Source organism: Neoroseomonas eburnea (assembly GCF_018129005.1).
In the GTDB taxonomy this organism is placed as follows: Bacteria; Pseudomonadota; Alphaproteobacteria; order Acetobacterales; family Acetobacteraceae; genus Neoroseomonas; species Neoroseomonas eburnea.
Map to the genome: position 1 here is coordinate 121,205 of NZ_JAAEDL010000015.1, position 16,818 is coordinate 138,022.

Sequence of the window (16,818 nt, forward strand, 5' to 3'; positions counted from 1 at the left end):
CGCGGTCCTGAATCATGGCGATCGCGGTTGCCGTCGTGGTGCTGGCGCTGACCTTCGGGGCCGGCATGCTTGGCCTGTACCTGAACGGCCTGCTGGGTTCCGCGCATCTCACCGAACAGTCGCGCGACGTCGTGCGACTGCTCCAGGCGCTGGTGGCATCCATTGCCGCGCTGGTGCTGGGACTGCTGATCGCTTCCGCGAGCAGCTACCACAGGGCGCAGGAGGAGGAGGTGGTCCGCCTCTCCGCCGACCTGGTGGTGCTCGACAGCCTGCTCGAGCAATACGGGCCGGCGGCGGCGGGGGTCCGCGCCTCGCTGCATCACACCCTCGCCGTGGCGCTCGCCCAACGCGACGCCCAGCCGGCATCGGCGCGGCTGGCGCAGCGCCCCGCCACCCCGGGCGCACCCTTCACCCAGGCTCTGCTGGCGCTGGAACCGAGGACAGCGGCCGAGCACGCCGTGCAGGCGCGCGCGCTGGATCTGGTCGGGCGCCTCGCGCAGTCGCGCGCCATGATCATCGCGCGCGAGGCAATCGGGGCCACGCAATGGCCCGTCATCACCACCGTCGGCGCATGGCTCGGGCTGCTCTTCCTGGCGATGGGGCTGTTCGCGCGGACCAGCGAGCTGGTCGTCGCCGCTTTGCTGATTGGGGCCGTCGCGGTGGCGGCGGCGATGTTCCTCATCCTCGAGCTGCAGGACGGGCAGGGCGGGCTGCTGCGGGTCTCCGACGCGCCACTGCGCCATGCGCTGGAACGGATGTCGCCCTGACCGCGCCCGCAGCCGGCAGGCGCGGCGGTTGCGCCGCACGGGCCCCGTGCCGCCCCGGCCACGGCTTCCCTCCGTGAAGCCCGCCCGGCAGGTCCGGCCCGGCGCGCCCGGCGGGGGCAGGGGCCGTCCGGGCACTCTCCATCGGACCCTCAGCTTCCCCGCGCCGCCGCCAGCCGCCCGATGAACAGCACCGGTCCGGTCGGCCGCCCGGTGGGGGACCCGCCCGGCGGTTCGAGCGTGATCTCGATCAGCATCCCCGGCTCCGGCCGGATGGACGAGGGCGTCACCGTCAACCGGCCCTGCTGCGCCGGGATCAGCCCGAGCGAGGTCGGCGCCGTCGCACCCTGCGGCAGCGCCCAGAGCTGCATCACGCGATCGGACGGTACCGGCTGTGGGTTCAGCGCCGCGAGACGCAGCGCGCCGCCTTCGGCTTCCACCAGCCAGGCGGGCTGCTCGCCCTGGGTCAGCAGCACGGTCATCAGCCGCGGCTCGGGCGCCGGGCGCAGGATCACAAGCGCGGCGAGGCCCGCGGCAACCGCCGTGGCGCCGAAAGCCCAGGACCGCCAGAGGCCCCGGGCCCGCGCCACCGGCGCCGGCGCGGCGGCAGGGCGGTCCGCGTCCAGCGCGGCGTCGATGCGGTCCCACAGGCCCGGCGGCGGCGCCTCCGGCAGCGCGAGTTCGGTGAGCGGCGCGAGACGCGCCTCCCAGGCCGCCACCGCCTCGCGCAGCGCCTCGTCCGTCTCCATGGCCCGCTCCACCGCGCGCGCCTGGCGCGCATCGAGCGTGCCGAGCACGTATTCGCCGGCCAACGCCTCGCGCTCGGCGGGGTCAGTCGGGATCATGACAGGCACTCCCGCAGCGCGAGCAGCCCGCGCCGGATCCAGGACTTCACCGTGCCGAGCGGCGTGCCGAGGTGCTCGGCGATCTGCGGATGGGACAGGCCGTGGACGAAGGCGAGCACGATGCCCGCGCGGCTCCTCGTCTCGAGCAGGGCGAGGCAGGCACGCAGCCGCCGTCCCTCGACGGTGGAGATCAGCCGCGCCTCGGCCTCCGCCGCCTCGGCCTCGTCGCCGAGCATCGGGTCGTCGGTCGGCATCTCCCGCCCGCGGGCACGCAGGATGTCGAGCGCGGCATGTCGCACGATGGCGGCGAGCCAGGCCTCGGCGCTGCCGCGCGCGGGGTCGAACTGCCCGGCGCGGCGACTGACGCGCAGGAAGGCGTCCTGCAGCGCGTCGGCGGCGATGTCGCGGTCGCGCAGGATGGCGTTGGCCACGCCGAAGAGGCGCGCCGACTGCCGCTCGTAGACCGCGCGCAGGGCCGCCCGGTCGCCGCCGGCGACGGCGGCGAGCAGGCCAGGGAGGTCGAGCGTGGCGGTCATGTCCATACCGGCATCTTCATGTGGCTCCGAAACCGACCCGACGCAACGAGGCCATTGCGCCCCGCGCCGTGCCCCATGATCATCCACGTGACAAGACAGGAGGCCTCACGATGCCGCGCTTCTCCCTCTCCCGCCGTGCCCTCGGCGCCACGGGTCTTGCCCTGCTCGCCCGGCCCGGCCTGGCCCAGCCGGCGCCCATCCGCATCGGCGAGCTCAATTCCTATGCCCGCATGGCGGCCTTCGCGGTGCCTTACCGCAACGCCATGCAGCTCGCGCAGGACGCGGTCAACGCCGCCGGCGGCGTGATGGGCGGGCGGCGCATCGAATTCGTGTTCCGCGACGACGGCTCGACCCCCGGCGACGCTGTGCGCGTGGCGGAGGAGCTGCTGACACGCGAGAACGTCGCGTTCATCGCCGGCACCTTCCTGTCCAATGTCGGCCTCGCCGTCGCCGACTTCGCCAACCAGCGCAAGCGCCTGTTCCTGGCGACCGAGCCGCTGACCGACGCGATCACCATGGCGCAGGGCAACCGCTACACCTGGCGCGTGCGGCCCAGCACATTCATGCAGACCAAGATGCTGGTGGAGGCGATCCGCGGCCGCAACGTGAAGCGCTGGGCGATCGTCGCGCCGAACTACGAATACGGCCAGTCGGCGGCTGCCAACTTCAAGCGCCTGCTGCCCGGCGCGATCCCGGGCGCGGAGATCGTGGCGGAGCAGTTCCCCGCGCTCGGCCGCGTGGACGCGGGGGCGACAGTCGGCGCGCTCGGCGCATCCCGGCCGGACGGCATCTTCAACGTGCTGTTCGGCGCCGACCTGACCGCCTTCGTGCGGGAGGGCAACACCCGCGGCCTGTTCGAGCGCCGCACCGTCGTCTCCCTGCTGACCGGCGAGCCGGAATACATGATCCCGCTCGGCGAGGAGACGCCGGAAGGCTGGATCGTCACCGGCTACCCGTGGGAGCAGGTGGAGACCCCGCCGGCCCACAAGGCCTATGTCGACGCCTATCGCGCGCGCTTCAACGACACGCCGCGCAAGGGTTCGCTGCTCGGCTACGTGACCGTGCAGATCATCGCCAACCTGCTGAACAAGGCGAACTCGCTGGACAACGAGGCGCTGATCGACGCGCTGGCCGACCTGCGCACGGACACCGTCGTCGGGCCGGTGACGATGCGCGGGCTCGACCACCAGGGCACGCTCGGCACCTGGGTCGGCGAGACCACGCTGCGCGGCCGCCAGGGCACGATGAAGAACGCCCGCTACGCCGACGGCGCAGACTACCTCTTCCCCGAGGACGAGGTCCGCGCCGCGCGCCGGTCGGCCTGACGCTTCGTGGAGTGGAGCTTCCTGCTGGTCCAGGCCCTGTCGGGCCTGGCCAGCGCGTCATCGCTGTTCGTGATCGCCTCCGGCCTGACCATCGTCTTCGGCGTCACCAGGATCGTGAACTTCGCCCACGGCTCCTTCTACATGCTGGGGGCCTATGTCGCGGTCACGCTGGTGCCGTGGCTGCTGGAATTCGACCGTTCGCCCTGGCTGTTCTTCGCCGGCGTGCTGGTTTCGGCGGTCGTGGTCGGGCTGTTCGGCGTGCTGATGGAAGTCACGCTGCTGCGGCGCATCTACCGCGTGCCGGAATTGTTCCAGCTGCTGGCGACCTTCGGCGTGGTGCTGATCGTGCAGGACCTGGTGCTGCTGGCCTGGGGGCCGGTGGACATTCCCGGGCCGCGCGCGCCGGGGCTGCGGCATGGGGTGTACATCCTCGACCAGCGCTTCCCGGCCTATGAGCTGTTCCTGATCTTCGTCGGGCCGGCGGTGCTGGCGCTGCTGTGGCTGCTGATGCACCGCACGCGCTTCGGCGTGCTGATCCGCGCCGCGACGCAGGATCGGGAGATGGTCGGCGCGCTCGGCGTCAACCAGGCGATGCTGTTCACCGGCACGCTGTTCCTCGGCGCCGCGCTGGCGGGGTTGGGAGGCGCGCTGCAGATCCCGCGCGTATCGGCGAACCCGCAGATGGACCTTTCCGTCATCACCGAGGCCTTCGTCGTCACGGTGATCGGCGGCATGGGATCGGTGCCGGGGGCCTTCCTGGCGGCGCTGCTGATCGGGCAGTTGCAGGCCTTCGGCGTTCTGGTCTTCCCCAAGATCACGCTGGTGCTGGTCTTCCTGCTGATGGCGGCGGTGCTGGTGGTGAAGCCCTGGGGGCTGCTCGGCCGGCCGGAAGCCGCCGCCGGGCGCGCGGTGCTGCCGGAGGGCATCCTCGATCCGCGCCCGCTCGATCTCGCCGGCAAGCTGCTGGCGGCGGTGGCGCTGCTCGGCGTGCTGGCGCTGCCGCTGCTCGACGCCTATGCGGTGAAGGTGGGGACGGAGGTGCTGGTGCTCGCGCTGGCCGCCTTCTCGCTGAACTTCCTGGTGGGCAATGGGGGCATCGTCTCCTTCGGGCATGCGGCCTATTTCGGCCTCGGTGCCTATGGCGCGGGGCTGCTGGTCACCAGGGCCGGGCTGCCGATGGAACCGGCGCTGGTCGCCGCGCCGATCGTCGGTGGCGCCTCCGCGGCGCTGTTCGGCTTCTTCGTCGTGCGGCTGTCGGGCATCTACCTGGCGATGCTGACGCTCGCCTTCGCGCAGATCGCCTATGCCGTCGTGTTCCAGTGGGTGGAGGTGACCGGCGGCGACAATGGGCTGGTCGGCGTCTGGCCCTCCGCCTGGGCAGCGTCGCGGGAGGCCTATCACTACCTGACGGCGGCGGTGACGGTCGCGGCGATCGTCTTCCTGCGCCGCGTGATCCACGCGCCCTTCGGCGCGACGCTGCGCGCGGCGCGGGATTCGGCGCAGCGCGCGGATGCGATCGGCGTCGATGTGCGCATGCACCGCTGGCTCGGCTTCACCCTCGCCGGCGCGGCGGCGGGGCTGGCGGGCGGGCTCTATGCCTTCTCCAAGGGGTCGATCGATCCGACGCTGCTCGGCATTCCGCTGAGCGTCGATTTCCTGTCGATGATCCTGCTCGGCGGCATCCAGTCGGTGCTGGGTTCCATCGCCGGGGCCGCCGCCTTCCACGCGGTGAAGGATTTCTTCATGCCGCTGACCGACCACTGGCGGCTGTTCCTCGGCCTGTCGATCATCGCCATGGTGCTGATCTTCCCGCGCGGCCTGGCAGGTGCCTGGGCCTCGCTCCGGGGGCGCGCGGCATGACGCTGCTTTCGGCCGACGGACTCACCAAGCGCTTCGGCGGCGTGCTCGCCGCCAAGGATGTCTCCTTCGCGCTGAACGCGGGCGAAATGCTGGCGATCATCGGCCCCAACGGCGCCGGCAAGTCCACCACCTTCAACATGGTGGGCGGCCAGTTGAAGCCGGATGGCGGCCGCGTGACGCTGGCCGGGCACGATATCACCGGCATGCCGCCGCGCGAGGTCTGCCGCCTCGGCGTCGGCCGCACCTTCCAGGTGGCGCAGACCTTCCTGTCCTTCAGCGTGCTCGGCAATGTGCAGATGGCGCTGATCGCGCATCACGGACAGACGCGGAGGCTGCTCGCGGAGGCGTCCGCGATGCATCGCGAGGCGGCGCTGGCGCTGCTCGATCGCGTCGGCATGGCGGCGCAGGCGGGGCGCCCGATCGGGGAACTCGCCTATGGCGACGTGAAGCGGGTCGAGCTCGCCATCGCGCTCGCCGCCGCGCCGCGCCTGCTGCTGATGGACGAACCCACCGCCGGCATGGCGCCGGCCGAACGCGCTTCCCTGATGGCGCTGGTCTCGGCCATCGCGCAGCGGGAAGGCATCGGCGTGCTGTTCACCGAGCACGACATGGACGCCGTCTTCGCCCATGCCGACCGCATCCTGGTGCTGGTGCGCGGCGAGATCATCGCCCGCGGCACGCCGGAGGAGGTGCGCGCCGACCCCGAGGTGCAGCGCGTCTACCTCGGCCATTCCGGCACCCGCGCCGCCGCCCGCGCGCGGAGGGCCGCGCATGGCTGATCCCGTGCTTCAGGTCGCCGGCCTGCGCGCCGGCTATGGCCCGGCCGAGGTGCTGTTCGGCGTGGAACTCCACCTCGCGCGCGGAGAGGTCGCGGCGCTGATGGGCCGCAACGGCGCGGGCAAGTCCACCACGCTCAAGGCCATCATGGGCCTGCTGCCGCCGCGTGGCGGGTCCGTCCGCTTCGCGGGGCAGGAGATCGCAGGCCAGGCGCCCTACCGCATCGCGCGGCTCGGCCTTGGTTACGTGCCGGAAGACCGACGCATCTTCACCGATCTGACCGTCACCGAGAACCTGGAGGTCGGCCGCCGCGCTGCCCCGCCCGGCCGCGCGCCCTGGACTCCGGAGCGCCTGTTCGAGTTCTTCCCCAACCTGGCCGAGATGCGCCATCGTCGTGCCGGTGCCATGTCCGGCGGGGAACAGCAGATGCTCACCATCGCCCGCAGCCTGATGGGCAATCCCGAAGCCGTGCTGCTGGACGAGCCCTCCGAGGGCCTCGCCCCCGTCATCGTCGAGCAGATGGCCGAGGCCGTGCTGCGCATGAAGGCCGAGGGCATCGCCGTGCTGGTCTCGGAGCAGAACCTCGACTTCGCCGGGGCCGTCGCCGACCGCGCGCTGATCCTGGAGAAGGGCAGCGTGCGCTGGCAGGGTTCGATCGCCACGCTCGAGGCGGACGAGGATGTCCGCCGCGCCCACCTCACGGTGTGACCGCCATGACCCGACGCATCGCCGGCATCGACGTGGGCGGCACTTTCACCGACCTGGTGATGCAGGAGGCCGACGGCACCATCCGCATCGCCAAGGTGCCGACTACGTCTGCGAACCAGGCCGGCGGCGTGCTGGCCGCGATCGAGGCCGCCGGCACCACGCCCGCCGCGCTGGACCTGATCGTGCACGGCACCACGGCGACGACGAATGCCGTGCTGGAACGCAAGCTGGCGAAGGTCGGGCTGATCACCACCGCCGGCTTCCGCGACGTGCTGGAACTCGGACGCCGCACCCGCCCGCGCGCCTATGGCATGAGCGGCAGCTTCGAACCGCTGATCCCCCGCGAGTGGCGGCGGGAAGTGCCGGAACGCATGGATGCGCGCGGCGCCGTCGTCACGCCGCTGGACGAGGCCGCGGTGGCACGCGAAGCGCGCGCGCTGCTGGCGGAAGGCTGCGAGGCGCTGGTCATCCACTTCCTGCACGCCTACGCCAACCCGGCGCATGAGCTCCGTGCCGGCGAGATCGTCCGCAGCATCTGGCCGAATGCCTACGTCACGCTCGGCCATGCGCTGCTGTCGGAATTCCGCGAATACGAACGCGGCACCACCGCATCGGTGAACGCCGCGGTGCAGCCGGTGCTCGACCGCTACATCCGCCATTTGCAGGACCGCCTGGCAGAGGCCGGGCATCCCCGCGACCTGCTGGTGATGAACGGCAATGGCGGCACGGTGCCCGCGCGCGCGGTGGCGCAGGAAGCGGCCAAGACGGTCATGTCCGGCCCCGCCTCCGGCGTGATGGCGGCGGCGGCGACGCTCGCGCAGTCCGGCGTGCGCAACGCCATCACCTGCGACATGGGCGGCACCTCCACCGATGTCGCGCTGATCGCCGGCGGCGTGCCGGAGGTCTCGGCGGAGCTCTCCATCGCCTATGGCCTGCCGATCCACCTGCCGATGGTCGATGTGCGCACGGTCGGCGCGGGCGGCGGGTCGATCGCCTGGATCGACCGCGGCGGCATGCTGCGCGTCGGCCCGGAGAGCGCCGGCAGCATGCCCGGCCCGATCTGCTACGGCCGCGGCGGCACGCGGCCGACGGTGACGGATGCGAACCTGCTGCTCGGCCGGCTCGATCCCGATGCGCTGCTGGCGACGGGCCGGCGCGTTTCGGTTGATGAAGTGCGCGAAGCCTTCGCGCGGGATATCGGCGACCCGCTCGGCATGACGCCGGAACAGGCGGCCGAGGCCGTGATCCGGCTGGCCAACGTGCTGATGGCCGGGGCGATCCGCATGGTGTCGCTCTCCCGCGGCCACGACCCGCGCGACTTCGCCCTGTTCGCCTTCGGCGGCGCCGGCCCGCTGCATGCCGTGGCGCTGGCGCGGGAGATCGGCATCCCGGAGGTCTTCGTCCCCTTCCGTCCCGGCCTGACGAACGCCCTTGGCTGCCTGGTCGCGGATTTGCGGCAGGATGTGGTGAACACGCTGAACCGCGGCCTGGACGACATCGCGGAGGACGAGATCGCCACCGTCCTCGCCGCCCAGGCCGCGCGCGGCCGCGCCGGCGTCGAGGCCGGCGGCGCCGAGGTCGAGCGCATCGAGACGCGCCACGTCGCCGAGATGCAGTTCCGCGGCCAGACGCATCTGATCCGCGTGCCGCTTGGTTCCGCCACGCCCTCCCGCGCCGAGGTCCAGGCCGCCTTCGAGGCCGCCTATTTCGCCCGCTTCCAGGTGCATCTGCCGGAGATCCGCGCCGTGCTGGTCAACCTGACGACCAGCGTCGTCGGCCGGCGGCACGCCTTCGACCTGCGCGCGCTCGCCGCCGGCGCGGCCGGTGAGGCGCGACTCGGCACGCGGCGGATCTACGCCGACGGCACCTGGCACGAGGCCACCATCTGGCGGCGTGAATCGCTGGCTGAAGGCGCGCGCATCGTAGGTCCGGCGGTGCTGCAACAGGCGGATGCGACGATCATCCTGGAACCGGGCAGCGACGCCGTGGTGGACTCGCTGGGGAATCTGAGGGTACGGGCATGAGACGGGCGGCAGGAAGGTCGGGGGAGGAGAACCTCCCCCGAATCCCCCTCCCTTCTTTGGCTTCTTGTGCCCGGACGCAGGACGGGCACCCCGACAGAAGAAGGAGGGGGTTCGGGGGAGTTCACTCCCCCGACCTTTCGCCGTGATGGACGCACTCACCCTCGCCGTGATCCAGGCCGGCCTCCAGCAGGTCTGCAACGAGATGGACCTGGCCTTCTCCCGTTCCGCCTTCTCCCCCGTGATCGCCGAGGCCGACGATCGTTCCGACGGCATCTACGCCGCGGAGGACGGCGCGCTGATCGCCCAGGGCGAAGGCGGCCTGCCGGTCTTCGTCGGCGCCATGCAGCATTCGGCGGGGCACCTGATCCGCCTGATCGGCGAAGGCGCCGTCGCAGCGCCGGAAGCGGGCGACATCTACATCGTCAACGACCCGTATCTCGGCGGCACGCACCTGATGGATGTGCGCTTCGCCCGCCCCTTCTTCGTCGATGGCGAACTGTTCTGCTGGCTGCAGAACACCGGCCACTGGCCGGACACCGGCGGGATGGTGCCCGGCGGCTTTAGTGCCCATGCGACCGAGGTCGAGCAGGAAGGCCTCCGCCTGCCGCCGGTGAAGCTGTTCAAGCGTGGGGCGATGGATCGCGAGATCCTCTCCATCATCCAGTCCAACATCCGCGTGGCCGAGCAGCGCATCGGCGACATCAAGGCGCAGGCAGCGGCGCTGCTGGTGGGCGAGAAGCGGCTCGGCGAGCTCGTCGCCCGCTACGGCGCGGCCACGCTGAAGGACGCGATCGCGCTGATCCGCGACCGCGCCGCCGAGCGCATGCGCGCCGAGATCCGCCGCATGCCGGCAGCGACGTGGCGCGCGGAGGCCTTCGTCGATTCCGACGGCGTGGTGAACGAGCCGCTGCGCATCGCACTCGCCGTCACGCGGCAGGGCGATACGCTGACCTTCGATTTCACCGGATCGTCCAAGCCCTGCGCCGGCCCGATGAATTCCGTCTGGGCCACGACCTATTCGGCGGTCTGCCTCGGCGTGAAGCACATCTTCCCCGACGTGCCGATCAACGCCGGCACCTTCGCACCGCTGAACATCGTCCGGCCCGAGGGCACCTTCCTCGATGCCCGTTATCCGCGCCCGGTCTCGGGCTGCGCGGCGGAAGTCAGCCAGCGCATCGCGGAGGCGGTATTCCTCTGCCTCGTGCAGGCGCTGCCGGAGGAGGTGACCGCCGCGCCCGCCGGCACCTCCGGCAACTTCGCCCTCGGCGGCACGGATCCGGCGCGCGGCGCGTCCTATGTGATGTACCAGATCACCGGCGGCGGCTACGGCGGCAACGCGCATGAGGACGGCCTGTCCAACGGCTGCTCGACCATCGGCATCAGCAAGACCGCGCCCGTCGAGGTGATGGAGCAGTACTACCCGGTGCTGTTCCGCCGTTTCGCGCTGCGCGAGGGTTCCGGCGGCGCCGGCGCGCATCGCGGCGGCTTCGGCGTGCATTACGAGGTCGAGTTGCTGCGCGGCGAGGCGCGCGCCTCCTTCGTCATGGACCATGGCCGCTTCGGCCCGCCAGGCGTGCTCGGCGGCGGCGACGGCGCGCCGAACGAGGTGCGCATCCACCGTGGCGGCACGACGACGATCCCGCTGCATCTGTCGAAGGACCAGGGCATCGCCCTGTCCCCGGGCGACCGGGTCGAGGTGATGACGCCCGGCGGTGGCGGCTACGGTGCCCCCTATGCGCGCGATCCCGCGCTGGTCGCGCGCGACGTCCGGCGCGGCTACTACACCGCCGCGCAGGCCGCCGCGTCCTGGGGCGTGGCCGTCACCGCCGAAGGCGGCGTCGACGAAGCGGCGACCGCCGCGCTGCGCAAGGGTCGCGCCGCATGACCGCCTACCACCGCCCGCGCACGCTGCACGACGCGCTCGCGATCCGCGCGGCGACCGGGGCGCTGCCGCTGGCGGGCGGCACCGACATTCACCCGCTGCGCACCGCGCGCGCCGCCTGGGGCGATCCCTGGCGGCCGGAGATCCTCGACCTCTCCGCCGTCCCCGGCCTCGACGGCATCGAGGAGAGCGCGGAGGGCTGGCGGATCGGCGCGCGGACCACCTGGACGACCATCGCGGAGGCGCCGCTACCACCGCTCTTCGACGGGCTGCGCGCCGCGGCGCGGGAGATCGGCGGCCGCCAGGTGCAGAACCGCGGCACCATTGCGGGCAACCTGGTCACCGCCTCGCCCGCCGGGGACGGCATCCCGAACCTGCTGGCGCTCGATGCGGAAGTCGAGCTGGCCACCGCGACCGGCACGCGGCGCCTGCCGGTCGGTGCCTTCCTCACCGGCTACCGCGCCACGGCACTCGCCGCCGGGGAGATCGTCACCGCGCTGCGCGTGCCCCGCTGCGACGGTGCGCGCGGCCGCTTCGCGAAGCTCGGCGCGCGGCGCTATCTGGTCATCTCCATCGCCATGGCGGCCGGCGTGATCCGCATGGAGGGCGATCGCATCGCGGAGGCGCGCATCGCCGTCGGCGCATGTTCCCCCGTCGCGCGCCGCCTGCCTACGCTCGAGGAAGCGCTGATCGGCCTCCATCCCTCCGAGATGCCGCGCGTGCCGCAGCCGGCGCATCTCGCGCCGCTCGCGCCGATCGGCGACGTCCGTGCCACCGCCGCCTACCGCGCCGATGCGGCCGTCGTGCTGCTGCGCGACCTGCTGGCGGGCTTCGCGCGATGATCGCGCTGACCATCAACGGCACGCGGCACGAGGTCGCCGCCGATCCCCTGGCGCCGCTCTCGGACACGCTGCGCGAAGGCCTCGGGCTGACCGGCACCAAGGAAGGCTGCAATGCCGGCGATTGCGGTGCCTGCACCGTGCTGATGGAAGGCGCGCAGGTCTGTGCCTGCCTGATCTCCACCGCGCAGGCGGAGGGCGCCGAGATCACCACGGTCGAAGCGCAGGACCCGCTGCTCGGCCGGCTGCGGCAGGCCTTCCTCGCGCGCGGCGCGGCGCAATGCGGCATCTGCACGCCGGGGATGCTGATGGCATCGCTCGACCTGCTGCGGCGGAACGCCGCGCCGGATCGTGCCGCGGTCGAGGATGCGCTCGGCGGGGTGCTGTGCCGCTGCACCGGCTACCAGCAGATCATCGAGGCGGTGCTCGACGCCGCGCGCGGCGACATCGCGGCGCCGATCGCGACCGAGGCCGGCGCCGCCGTGGGCGCGCCGCTGCCGCGTGTCGACGGCGCGGCGAAGGTCGCCGGCACGGAACGCTACGGCGCCGATGCCGCACCGGACGGTGCGCTGTGGCTGCGCGCGGTGCGTTCCCCGCACGCGCATGCGCGCTTCACCCTCGGCGATCTCGATGCCGCGCGGGACCGCCTGGGGCTTGCGGCCATTCTCTCCGCGCGCGACGTGCCGGGGCGCAACGCCTTCGGCATCATGCCCGACCTCAAGGACCAGCCGGTCTTCGCGGATGGCTATGTGCGCTATCGCGGGGAGGCGGTGCTCGGGTTGCTCGGCACGCGGGACGCCGTCGCCGCCGTGCGCGACGCCGAGCTGCCCATCGCGTGGGACCCCCAGCCGGCGCTGCACGGCGTGGCGGCCGCGCTGGCCGAGGGCGCGCCGCGGCTGCACGACCACGCGCCCGACAACGTGCTGGTGCGCGGCCATCTCCGCACCGGCGACGTGGACGCCGCCTTCGCCACCGCCACCGCGCGCGCCGAGGGCAACTTCCGTACCGCCTTCGTCGAGCATGCCTATATCGAGCCCGAGGCCGGCTTCGCCATTCCCGGCGCGGGCGGCGCCATGACCATCGCCGCCTGCACCCAGGCCCCGGTGATGGATCGCGAGGAGGCAGCGCGCGTGCTCGGCGTGCCGGACGAAGCGGTGCGCATCATCCCCACCGCCTGCGGCGGCGGCTTCGGCGGCAAGCTCGACGTCTCGGTGCAGCCGCTGCTCGCGGTCGCCGCACGGGTGACGAACCGGCCCGTGCGCATGACCTATGCGCGCACGGAGAGCATGGCATCCTCGACCAAGCGCCACCCGGCGACACTGCATGCGCGCATGGCCGCCGACGCGCAGGGACGCTTCACCGCCTTCGCGCTGGAGGGCGACTTCAACACCGGCGCCTATGCCTCCTGGGGCCCGACGGTCGCGAACCGCGTGCCGGTGCATGCCTCCGGCCCCTATCGCGTGCCGAATGTGTGGAACCGCACGCGCGCGGTCTACACCAACGACACGCCGGCCGGCGCCTTCCGCGGCTTCGGCGTGCCGCAGGCGGCGATCGCGACCGAGGCGCTGGTCGATGACCTCGCGGAAGCGCTCGGGATGGACCGGTGGGAGATCCGCCGCCGCAACGCCATCGGCAAGGGCGACATCACGCCGTCCGGCCAGGTGCTGCATGCCTCGGCCGGGTTGCCGGAATGCCTCGATGCGCTGAAGCCGGAATGGGATGCGATGCTCGCCCGCGTCGCGGCGCACAATGCGACGCAGAGGCGGCATCGCCTCGGCGCCGGCATCGCCTGCATGTGGTACGGCTGCGGCAATACGGCACTGTCCAATCCTTCCACCATGCGGATCACGCTGGCGCGCGACGGGACGCTCACGCTGTTCAACGGCGCGGTGGACATCGGCCAGGGCAGCACCACCGTCATCGCGCAGATCGCGGCGGATGCGCTCGGCCTGCCGATCGACGCGCTGCGCCAGGTGATCGGCGACACGGCGCTGACGCCGGATGCGGGAAAGACTTCGGCTTCGCGCCAGACCTTCGTCTCCGGCCGCGCGGCGCAGGACGCGGCGCGGGCGCTGCGCGCGCGCATCCTGGCGCTGGCCAATGCCGGGGAAGCCGCACGGCTGGCGCTGGACGGTGCGCGGCTGACGATCGCCGACACGCACACCACCCGCGTGATCGACCTCGCCGCGCTCGACGCCGACCTGACCGCGGAGGCGCGCTACGATCCGCCGACCGTGGCGCTGGACGCCGATGGCCAGGGCATCCCCTACGCCACCTACGGCTTCGCGGCGCAGATCGCGCTGGTGCGCGTGGACACGGCGCTGGCGACGGTGAAGGTCGAGGAGATCGTCGCCGCCCAGGATGTCGGCCGCGCGGTGAACCCGCTGCTGATCGCGGGGCAGATCCATGGCGGCATCGCCCAGGGGCTGGGCCTGGCGCTGATGGAGGAATTCATCCCCGGCCGGACCGAGAACCTGCACGACTACCTGATCCCGACCGCCGGCGACATGCCGCGCATCCGCATCCATCTGGTCGAGGACCCCGAGCCCGAAGGCCCCTTCGGCGCGAAGGGCGTCGGTGAGCCGGCGCTGGTGCCGACGGCGCCGGCGATCCTGTCCGCGATCCGGCACGCGACGGGGGTACGGATGACGGAGGTGCCGGTGCTGCCGCATCGGTTGCATGAAAGAATCGGGGGAGGAGAACCTCCCCCGAACCCCCTCCCTTCTTTGGCACCTGGGGACTGACCACCGATGTCAGTTCCGAAGGTGACAAGGAAGGTCGGGGGGTCCGGGGGGAAGTTCCCTTCCCCCCGGCCGCCGGAGGCCTCTCCATGACCAGCCGCGCCGCCCGCAGCGAAAAGTTCGGCGCCTTCGAAGGCGACGGCATCATCCGCTGCGATGCCTGCCCCGTGCTCTGCCGCATCCGCCCCGGCCGTGCCGGCGCCTGTTCCCGCTACGCCAACCAGGACGGCGTGCTGGTCCGCACGGATCCCGCCCTGACGCTCGCCCATGCGGTCGAGGACCATCGTCCCGTCGTCGCCTTCGCGCGGGGCGAGTGGGACGGTGAACTGCTCGACCCGTCGCGCGCCTTCGTCACCGGCGTCGGTGCCGGCACGACCTATCCGGACTACAAGCCGGCGCCCTTCATCGTCGGCGCCACGCATGCGGGCGTGGACACCGTCACCGTCGTGACGGAGGGGATGTTCAGCTATTGCGGCGTGAAGGTGAAGATCGACACCGACCGGCACCTCGGCCCGGAAGCCGCGGCGGTGCGCGTGAACGGCGAGCAGGTCGGGCATGTGACGACCGCCGAGTACGGGTCGCAGATGCTGTCGATCGGTGGCGTGCGGCACCTGACGGGCGGTTCGAAGAAGGAGGGCGTCGTCACCTGCGAGACGCTGCTGAAGCTCTGCGGCGCCGAGCCCGTCGAGATGACCATCGACGGCGGCCATTCGGTGGTGGTGCAGGCCGGCCGCGCGCCGATCGTGGACGGCACGCCGGAACGCCGCATGCGCGTCGGCTGCGGCAGCGCGACCGTCGGCATCTTCGCGCAGCAATGGCTGGGTCATGTGGACGAGGTGATCGTGGTGGACGACCACATCACCGGCGTGCTGTCCGAGCATCAGGCCGGCAAGGTGCTGAACATGCCGCCCGCCGGCATCCGCGTGCGCGGGCGACGCTCCACGCCGGGGCGCTACTTCCAGGTGGCGCATCCGGGCCTGGGCTGGGGCGGCACGGACATCACCGATCCGCTCGGGATCATCGAGCGCATCGACCCGAAGGTGGCCTGGCCCGGCCTGCGGCTGCTGCTGACCAGCACGACGGGGGAGGACGCGCTGTGGTGCGTGCTGGATGAGGCGCTGAAGCCCGTGCCGGCGGAGATGCCCGAGGCGGTGCGCATGGTCGTCGATCGCATCGGCGAGAATTGCGAGCCGTCGCTCTGCTCCGTGCTGTTCATGGCCGGGGCGGGCGGATCGCTTCGGGCGGGCGTGACAGAGAACCCGGTGCTGCTGACCCAGGCCGTCGCAGCCGGGGAGGTGCGCGTCACCATGGGCGGTGCGCCGGTCTATCTCTGGCCGGGCGGCGGCATCACGGTGATGGCGGATGTCCTGCGCATGCCGAAGCTCTCCTTCGGCCATGTGCCGACGCCGGCCATCGTCGCACCGATCGAATTCACCCTGCCACGGGCGCTCTATGCGCGGCTCGGCGGCCACATGGACCAGGTGGTGCCGGTGCAGGAGGTGTTGCGTGGCCTCGGCGACGATCTGCGCGTCGAGACCTGGCACCCGGCCAACCCCTGGCCCTTCCCGAGGTGACCCCGTGGACCCGCCCGTCGCCCAGCGGCTGACCGGGGGGCGCCTGCACCTCTCCCATGGGCCGATCGACGTGGTGCTGCGGGCCTGGGGTGCGCCGGAGCCGGTGCGCGCGGCGGAGGAAGCGGCGATCGCGCTCTTTCCGTCCATCCTGCCGGGACTGGTCGCGGAACTGGTCGAGCTGCGCCGCCCGATGTCGGACCGGCCGCGCGTCGCGCATCCCGTCGCGCGGCGGATGGTCGCGGCCTGTGCGCCCTTCGCCGCGGTCTTCGTGACGCCGATGGCCGCGGTCGCCGGCGCGGTGGCCGATGCGCTGCTGGCGGCGATGTGGGCGGCCGCGCCGCTCGACCGCGCCTATGTCAACGACGGCGGCGACATCGCGCTGCGCGTGCGGGCGGGCGAATCCCTGGCGGTCGGGCTGGCGGCGGACCCCGCGCGCCTCGCGCTCGATGCCGCGCTGCGGGTCGCGGCGGAGAGCGGCATCGGCGGCATCGCGACCTCCGGCCGGCATGGGCGGTCCTTCTCGCTCGGCATCGCCGATGCGGTGACGGTGCTCGCGCGGGATGCGGCGACCGCCGATGTCGCGGCGACGCTGATCGCCAATGCGGTGGACCTCGACAGCCCCGCGGTGCGGCGCGCGCCGGCGGTGAGTCTCGATCCGGACAGCGATCTCGGAGGGCGGCTCGTCACCGTCGGGCTCGGTCCGCTGACCGACGGGCAGGTCGCGGCCGCGCTCGCTGCCGGTCTTGTGCGCGCCGAGGCGTACCGCGCCGAAGGGCTCATCCTCGGTGCCGCGCTCCGCCTGGGCAGCGACGTGCGGGCGACGGGCCTCGCTGCCCTGCCCGCTCCCTGAATGCAGAAAGGGGCGCCTTTCGGCGCCCCTTCCCGTGTGGACCTTGCGCGGAAGCGCAGGATCAGCGGAGGACGATTTCCACGCGCCGGTTCT

Annotated in this window: 13 protein-coding genes; 11 read left to right on the forward strand and 2 right to left on the reverse strand. The window is 72.4% G+C overall.

Going from position 1 to position 16,818, the window contains the following annotated elements; genetic code table 11:
* The first annotated feature begins 14 nt into the window (after nucleotides 1-14).
* A complete protein-coding gene (locus tag GXW74_RS16185; protein ID WP_211847563.1) occupies nucleotides 15-767 on the forward strand; it encodes a bestrophin-like domain in 753 nt (250 codons plus the stop codon).
* A gap of 149 nt (nucleotides 768-916) precedes the next feature.
* Here GXW74_RS16185 and GXW74_RS16190 read toward each other — a convergent pair whose 3' ends face one another.
* Complete coding sequence (locus GXW74_RS16190; RefSeq protein WP_211847564.1) at nucleotides 917-1,609, reverse strand: anti-sigma factor; 693 nt, start codon at nucleotides 1,607-1,609, stop codon at nucleotides 917-919.
* Nucleotides 1,606-2,151: a sigma-70 family RNA polymerase sigma factor gene (locus GXW74_RS16195; protein WP_211847565.1), complete on the reverse strand. Its 546-nt coding sequence runs from the start codon at nucleotides 2,149-2,151 to the stop codon at nucleotides 1,606-1,608. The genes GXW74_RS16190 and GXW74_RS16195 overlap by 4 nt, the downstream gene beginning before the upstream one ends.
* Nucleotides 2,152-2,255: 104 nt before the next feature.
* On the opposite strand from GXW74_RS16195, the gene GXW74_RS16200 reads away from it, so the two are divergent.
* The 10 genes from GXW74_RS16200 (at nucleotide 2,256) to GXW74_RS16245 (ending at nucleotide 16,725) form a co-directional block, all read left to right on the forward strand.
* On the forward strand, nucleotides 2,256-3,470 hold the full coding sequence (locus GXW74_RS16200; RefSeq protein WP_211847566.1) for an ABC transporter substrate-binding protein: 1,215 nt from the start codon (nucleotides 2,256-2,258) through the stop codon (nucleotides 3,468-3,470).
* A gap of 6 nt (nucleotides 3,471-3,476) precedes the next feature.
* On the forward strand, nucleotides 3,477-5,330 hold the full coding sequence (locus GXW74_RS16205; RefSeq protein WP_211847567.1) for an ABC transporter permease: 1,854 nt from the start codon (nucleotides 3,477-3,479) through the stop codon (nucleotides 5,328-5,330).
* A complete protein-coding gene (locus GXW74_RS16210) occupies nucleotides 5,327-6,109 on the forward strand; it encodes an ABC transporter ATP-binding protein (protein ID WP_211847568.1) in 783 nt (260 codons plus the stop codon). The genes GXW74_RS16205 and GXW74_RS16210 overlap by 4 nt, the downstream gene beginning before the upstream one ends.
* A complete protein-coding gene (locus GXW74_RS16215; RefSeq protein ID WP_211847569.1) occupies nucleotides 6,102-6,815 on the forward strand; it encodes an ABC transporter ATP-binding protein in 714 nt (237 codons plus the stop codon). Before GXW74_RS16210 ends, GXW74_RS16215 begins: the two co-directional genes overlap by 8 nt.
* A gap of 5 nt (nucleotides 6,816-6,820) precedes the next feature.
* Nucleotides 6,821-8,839 (forward strand): hydantoinase/oxoprolinase family protein, encoded by a 2,019-nt coding sequence (locus tag GXW74_RS16220; protein WP_211847570.1) that lies wholly within the window; start codon nucleotides 6,821-6,823, stop codon nucleotides 8,837-8,839.
* A gap of 145 nt (nucleotides 8,840-8,984) precedes the next feature.
* Nucleotides 8,985-10,724, forward strand: a complete 1,740-nt coding sequence (locus tag GXW74_RS16225) for a hydantoinase B/oxoprolinase family protein (RefSeq protein WP_211847571.1) — start codon at nucleotides 8,985-8,987, stop codon at nucleotides 10,722-10,724.
* Nucleotides 10,721-11,563 carry an FAD binding domain-containing protein gene (locus tag GXW74_RS16230; protein WP_211847572.1) on the forward strand — a complete coding sequence of 281 codons (843 nt, stop codon included), beginning with the start codon at nucleotides 10,721-10,723 and terminating at the stop codon, nucleotides 11,561-11,563. Before GXW74_RS16225 ends, GXW74_RS16230 begins: the two co-directional genes overlap by 4 nt.
* Nucleotides 11,560-14,304 carry a molybdopterin-dependent oxidoreductase gene (locus tag GXW74_RS16235; protein WP_211847573.1) on the forward strand — a complete coding sequence of 915 codons (2,745 nt, stop codon included), beginning with the start codon at nucleotides 11,560-11,562 and terminating at the stop codon, nucleotides 14,302-14,304. Before GXW74_RS16230 ends, GXW74_RS16235 begins: the two co-directional genes overlap by 4 nt.
* Nucleotides 14,305-14,390: 86 nt before the next feature.
* Complete coding sequence (locus GXW74_RS16240; protein WP_211847574.1) at nucleotides 14,391-15,875, forward strand: 6-hydroxynicotinate reductase; 1,485 nt, start codon at nucleotides 14,391-14,393, stop codon at nucleotides 15,873-15,875.
* 4 nt (nucleotides 15,876-15,879) lie between these two features.
* Nucleotides 15,880-16,725 carry a UPF0280 family protein gene (locus GXW74_RS16245; protein WP_211847581.1) on the forward strand — a complete coding sequence of 282 codons (846 nt, stop codon included), beginning with the start codon at nucleotides 15,880-15,882 and terminating at the stop codon, nucleotides 16,723-16,725.
* Nucleotides 16,726-16,818 lie beyond the last annotated feature (93 nt).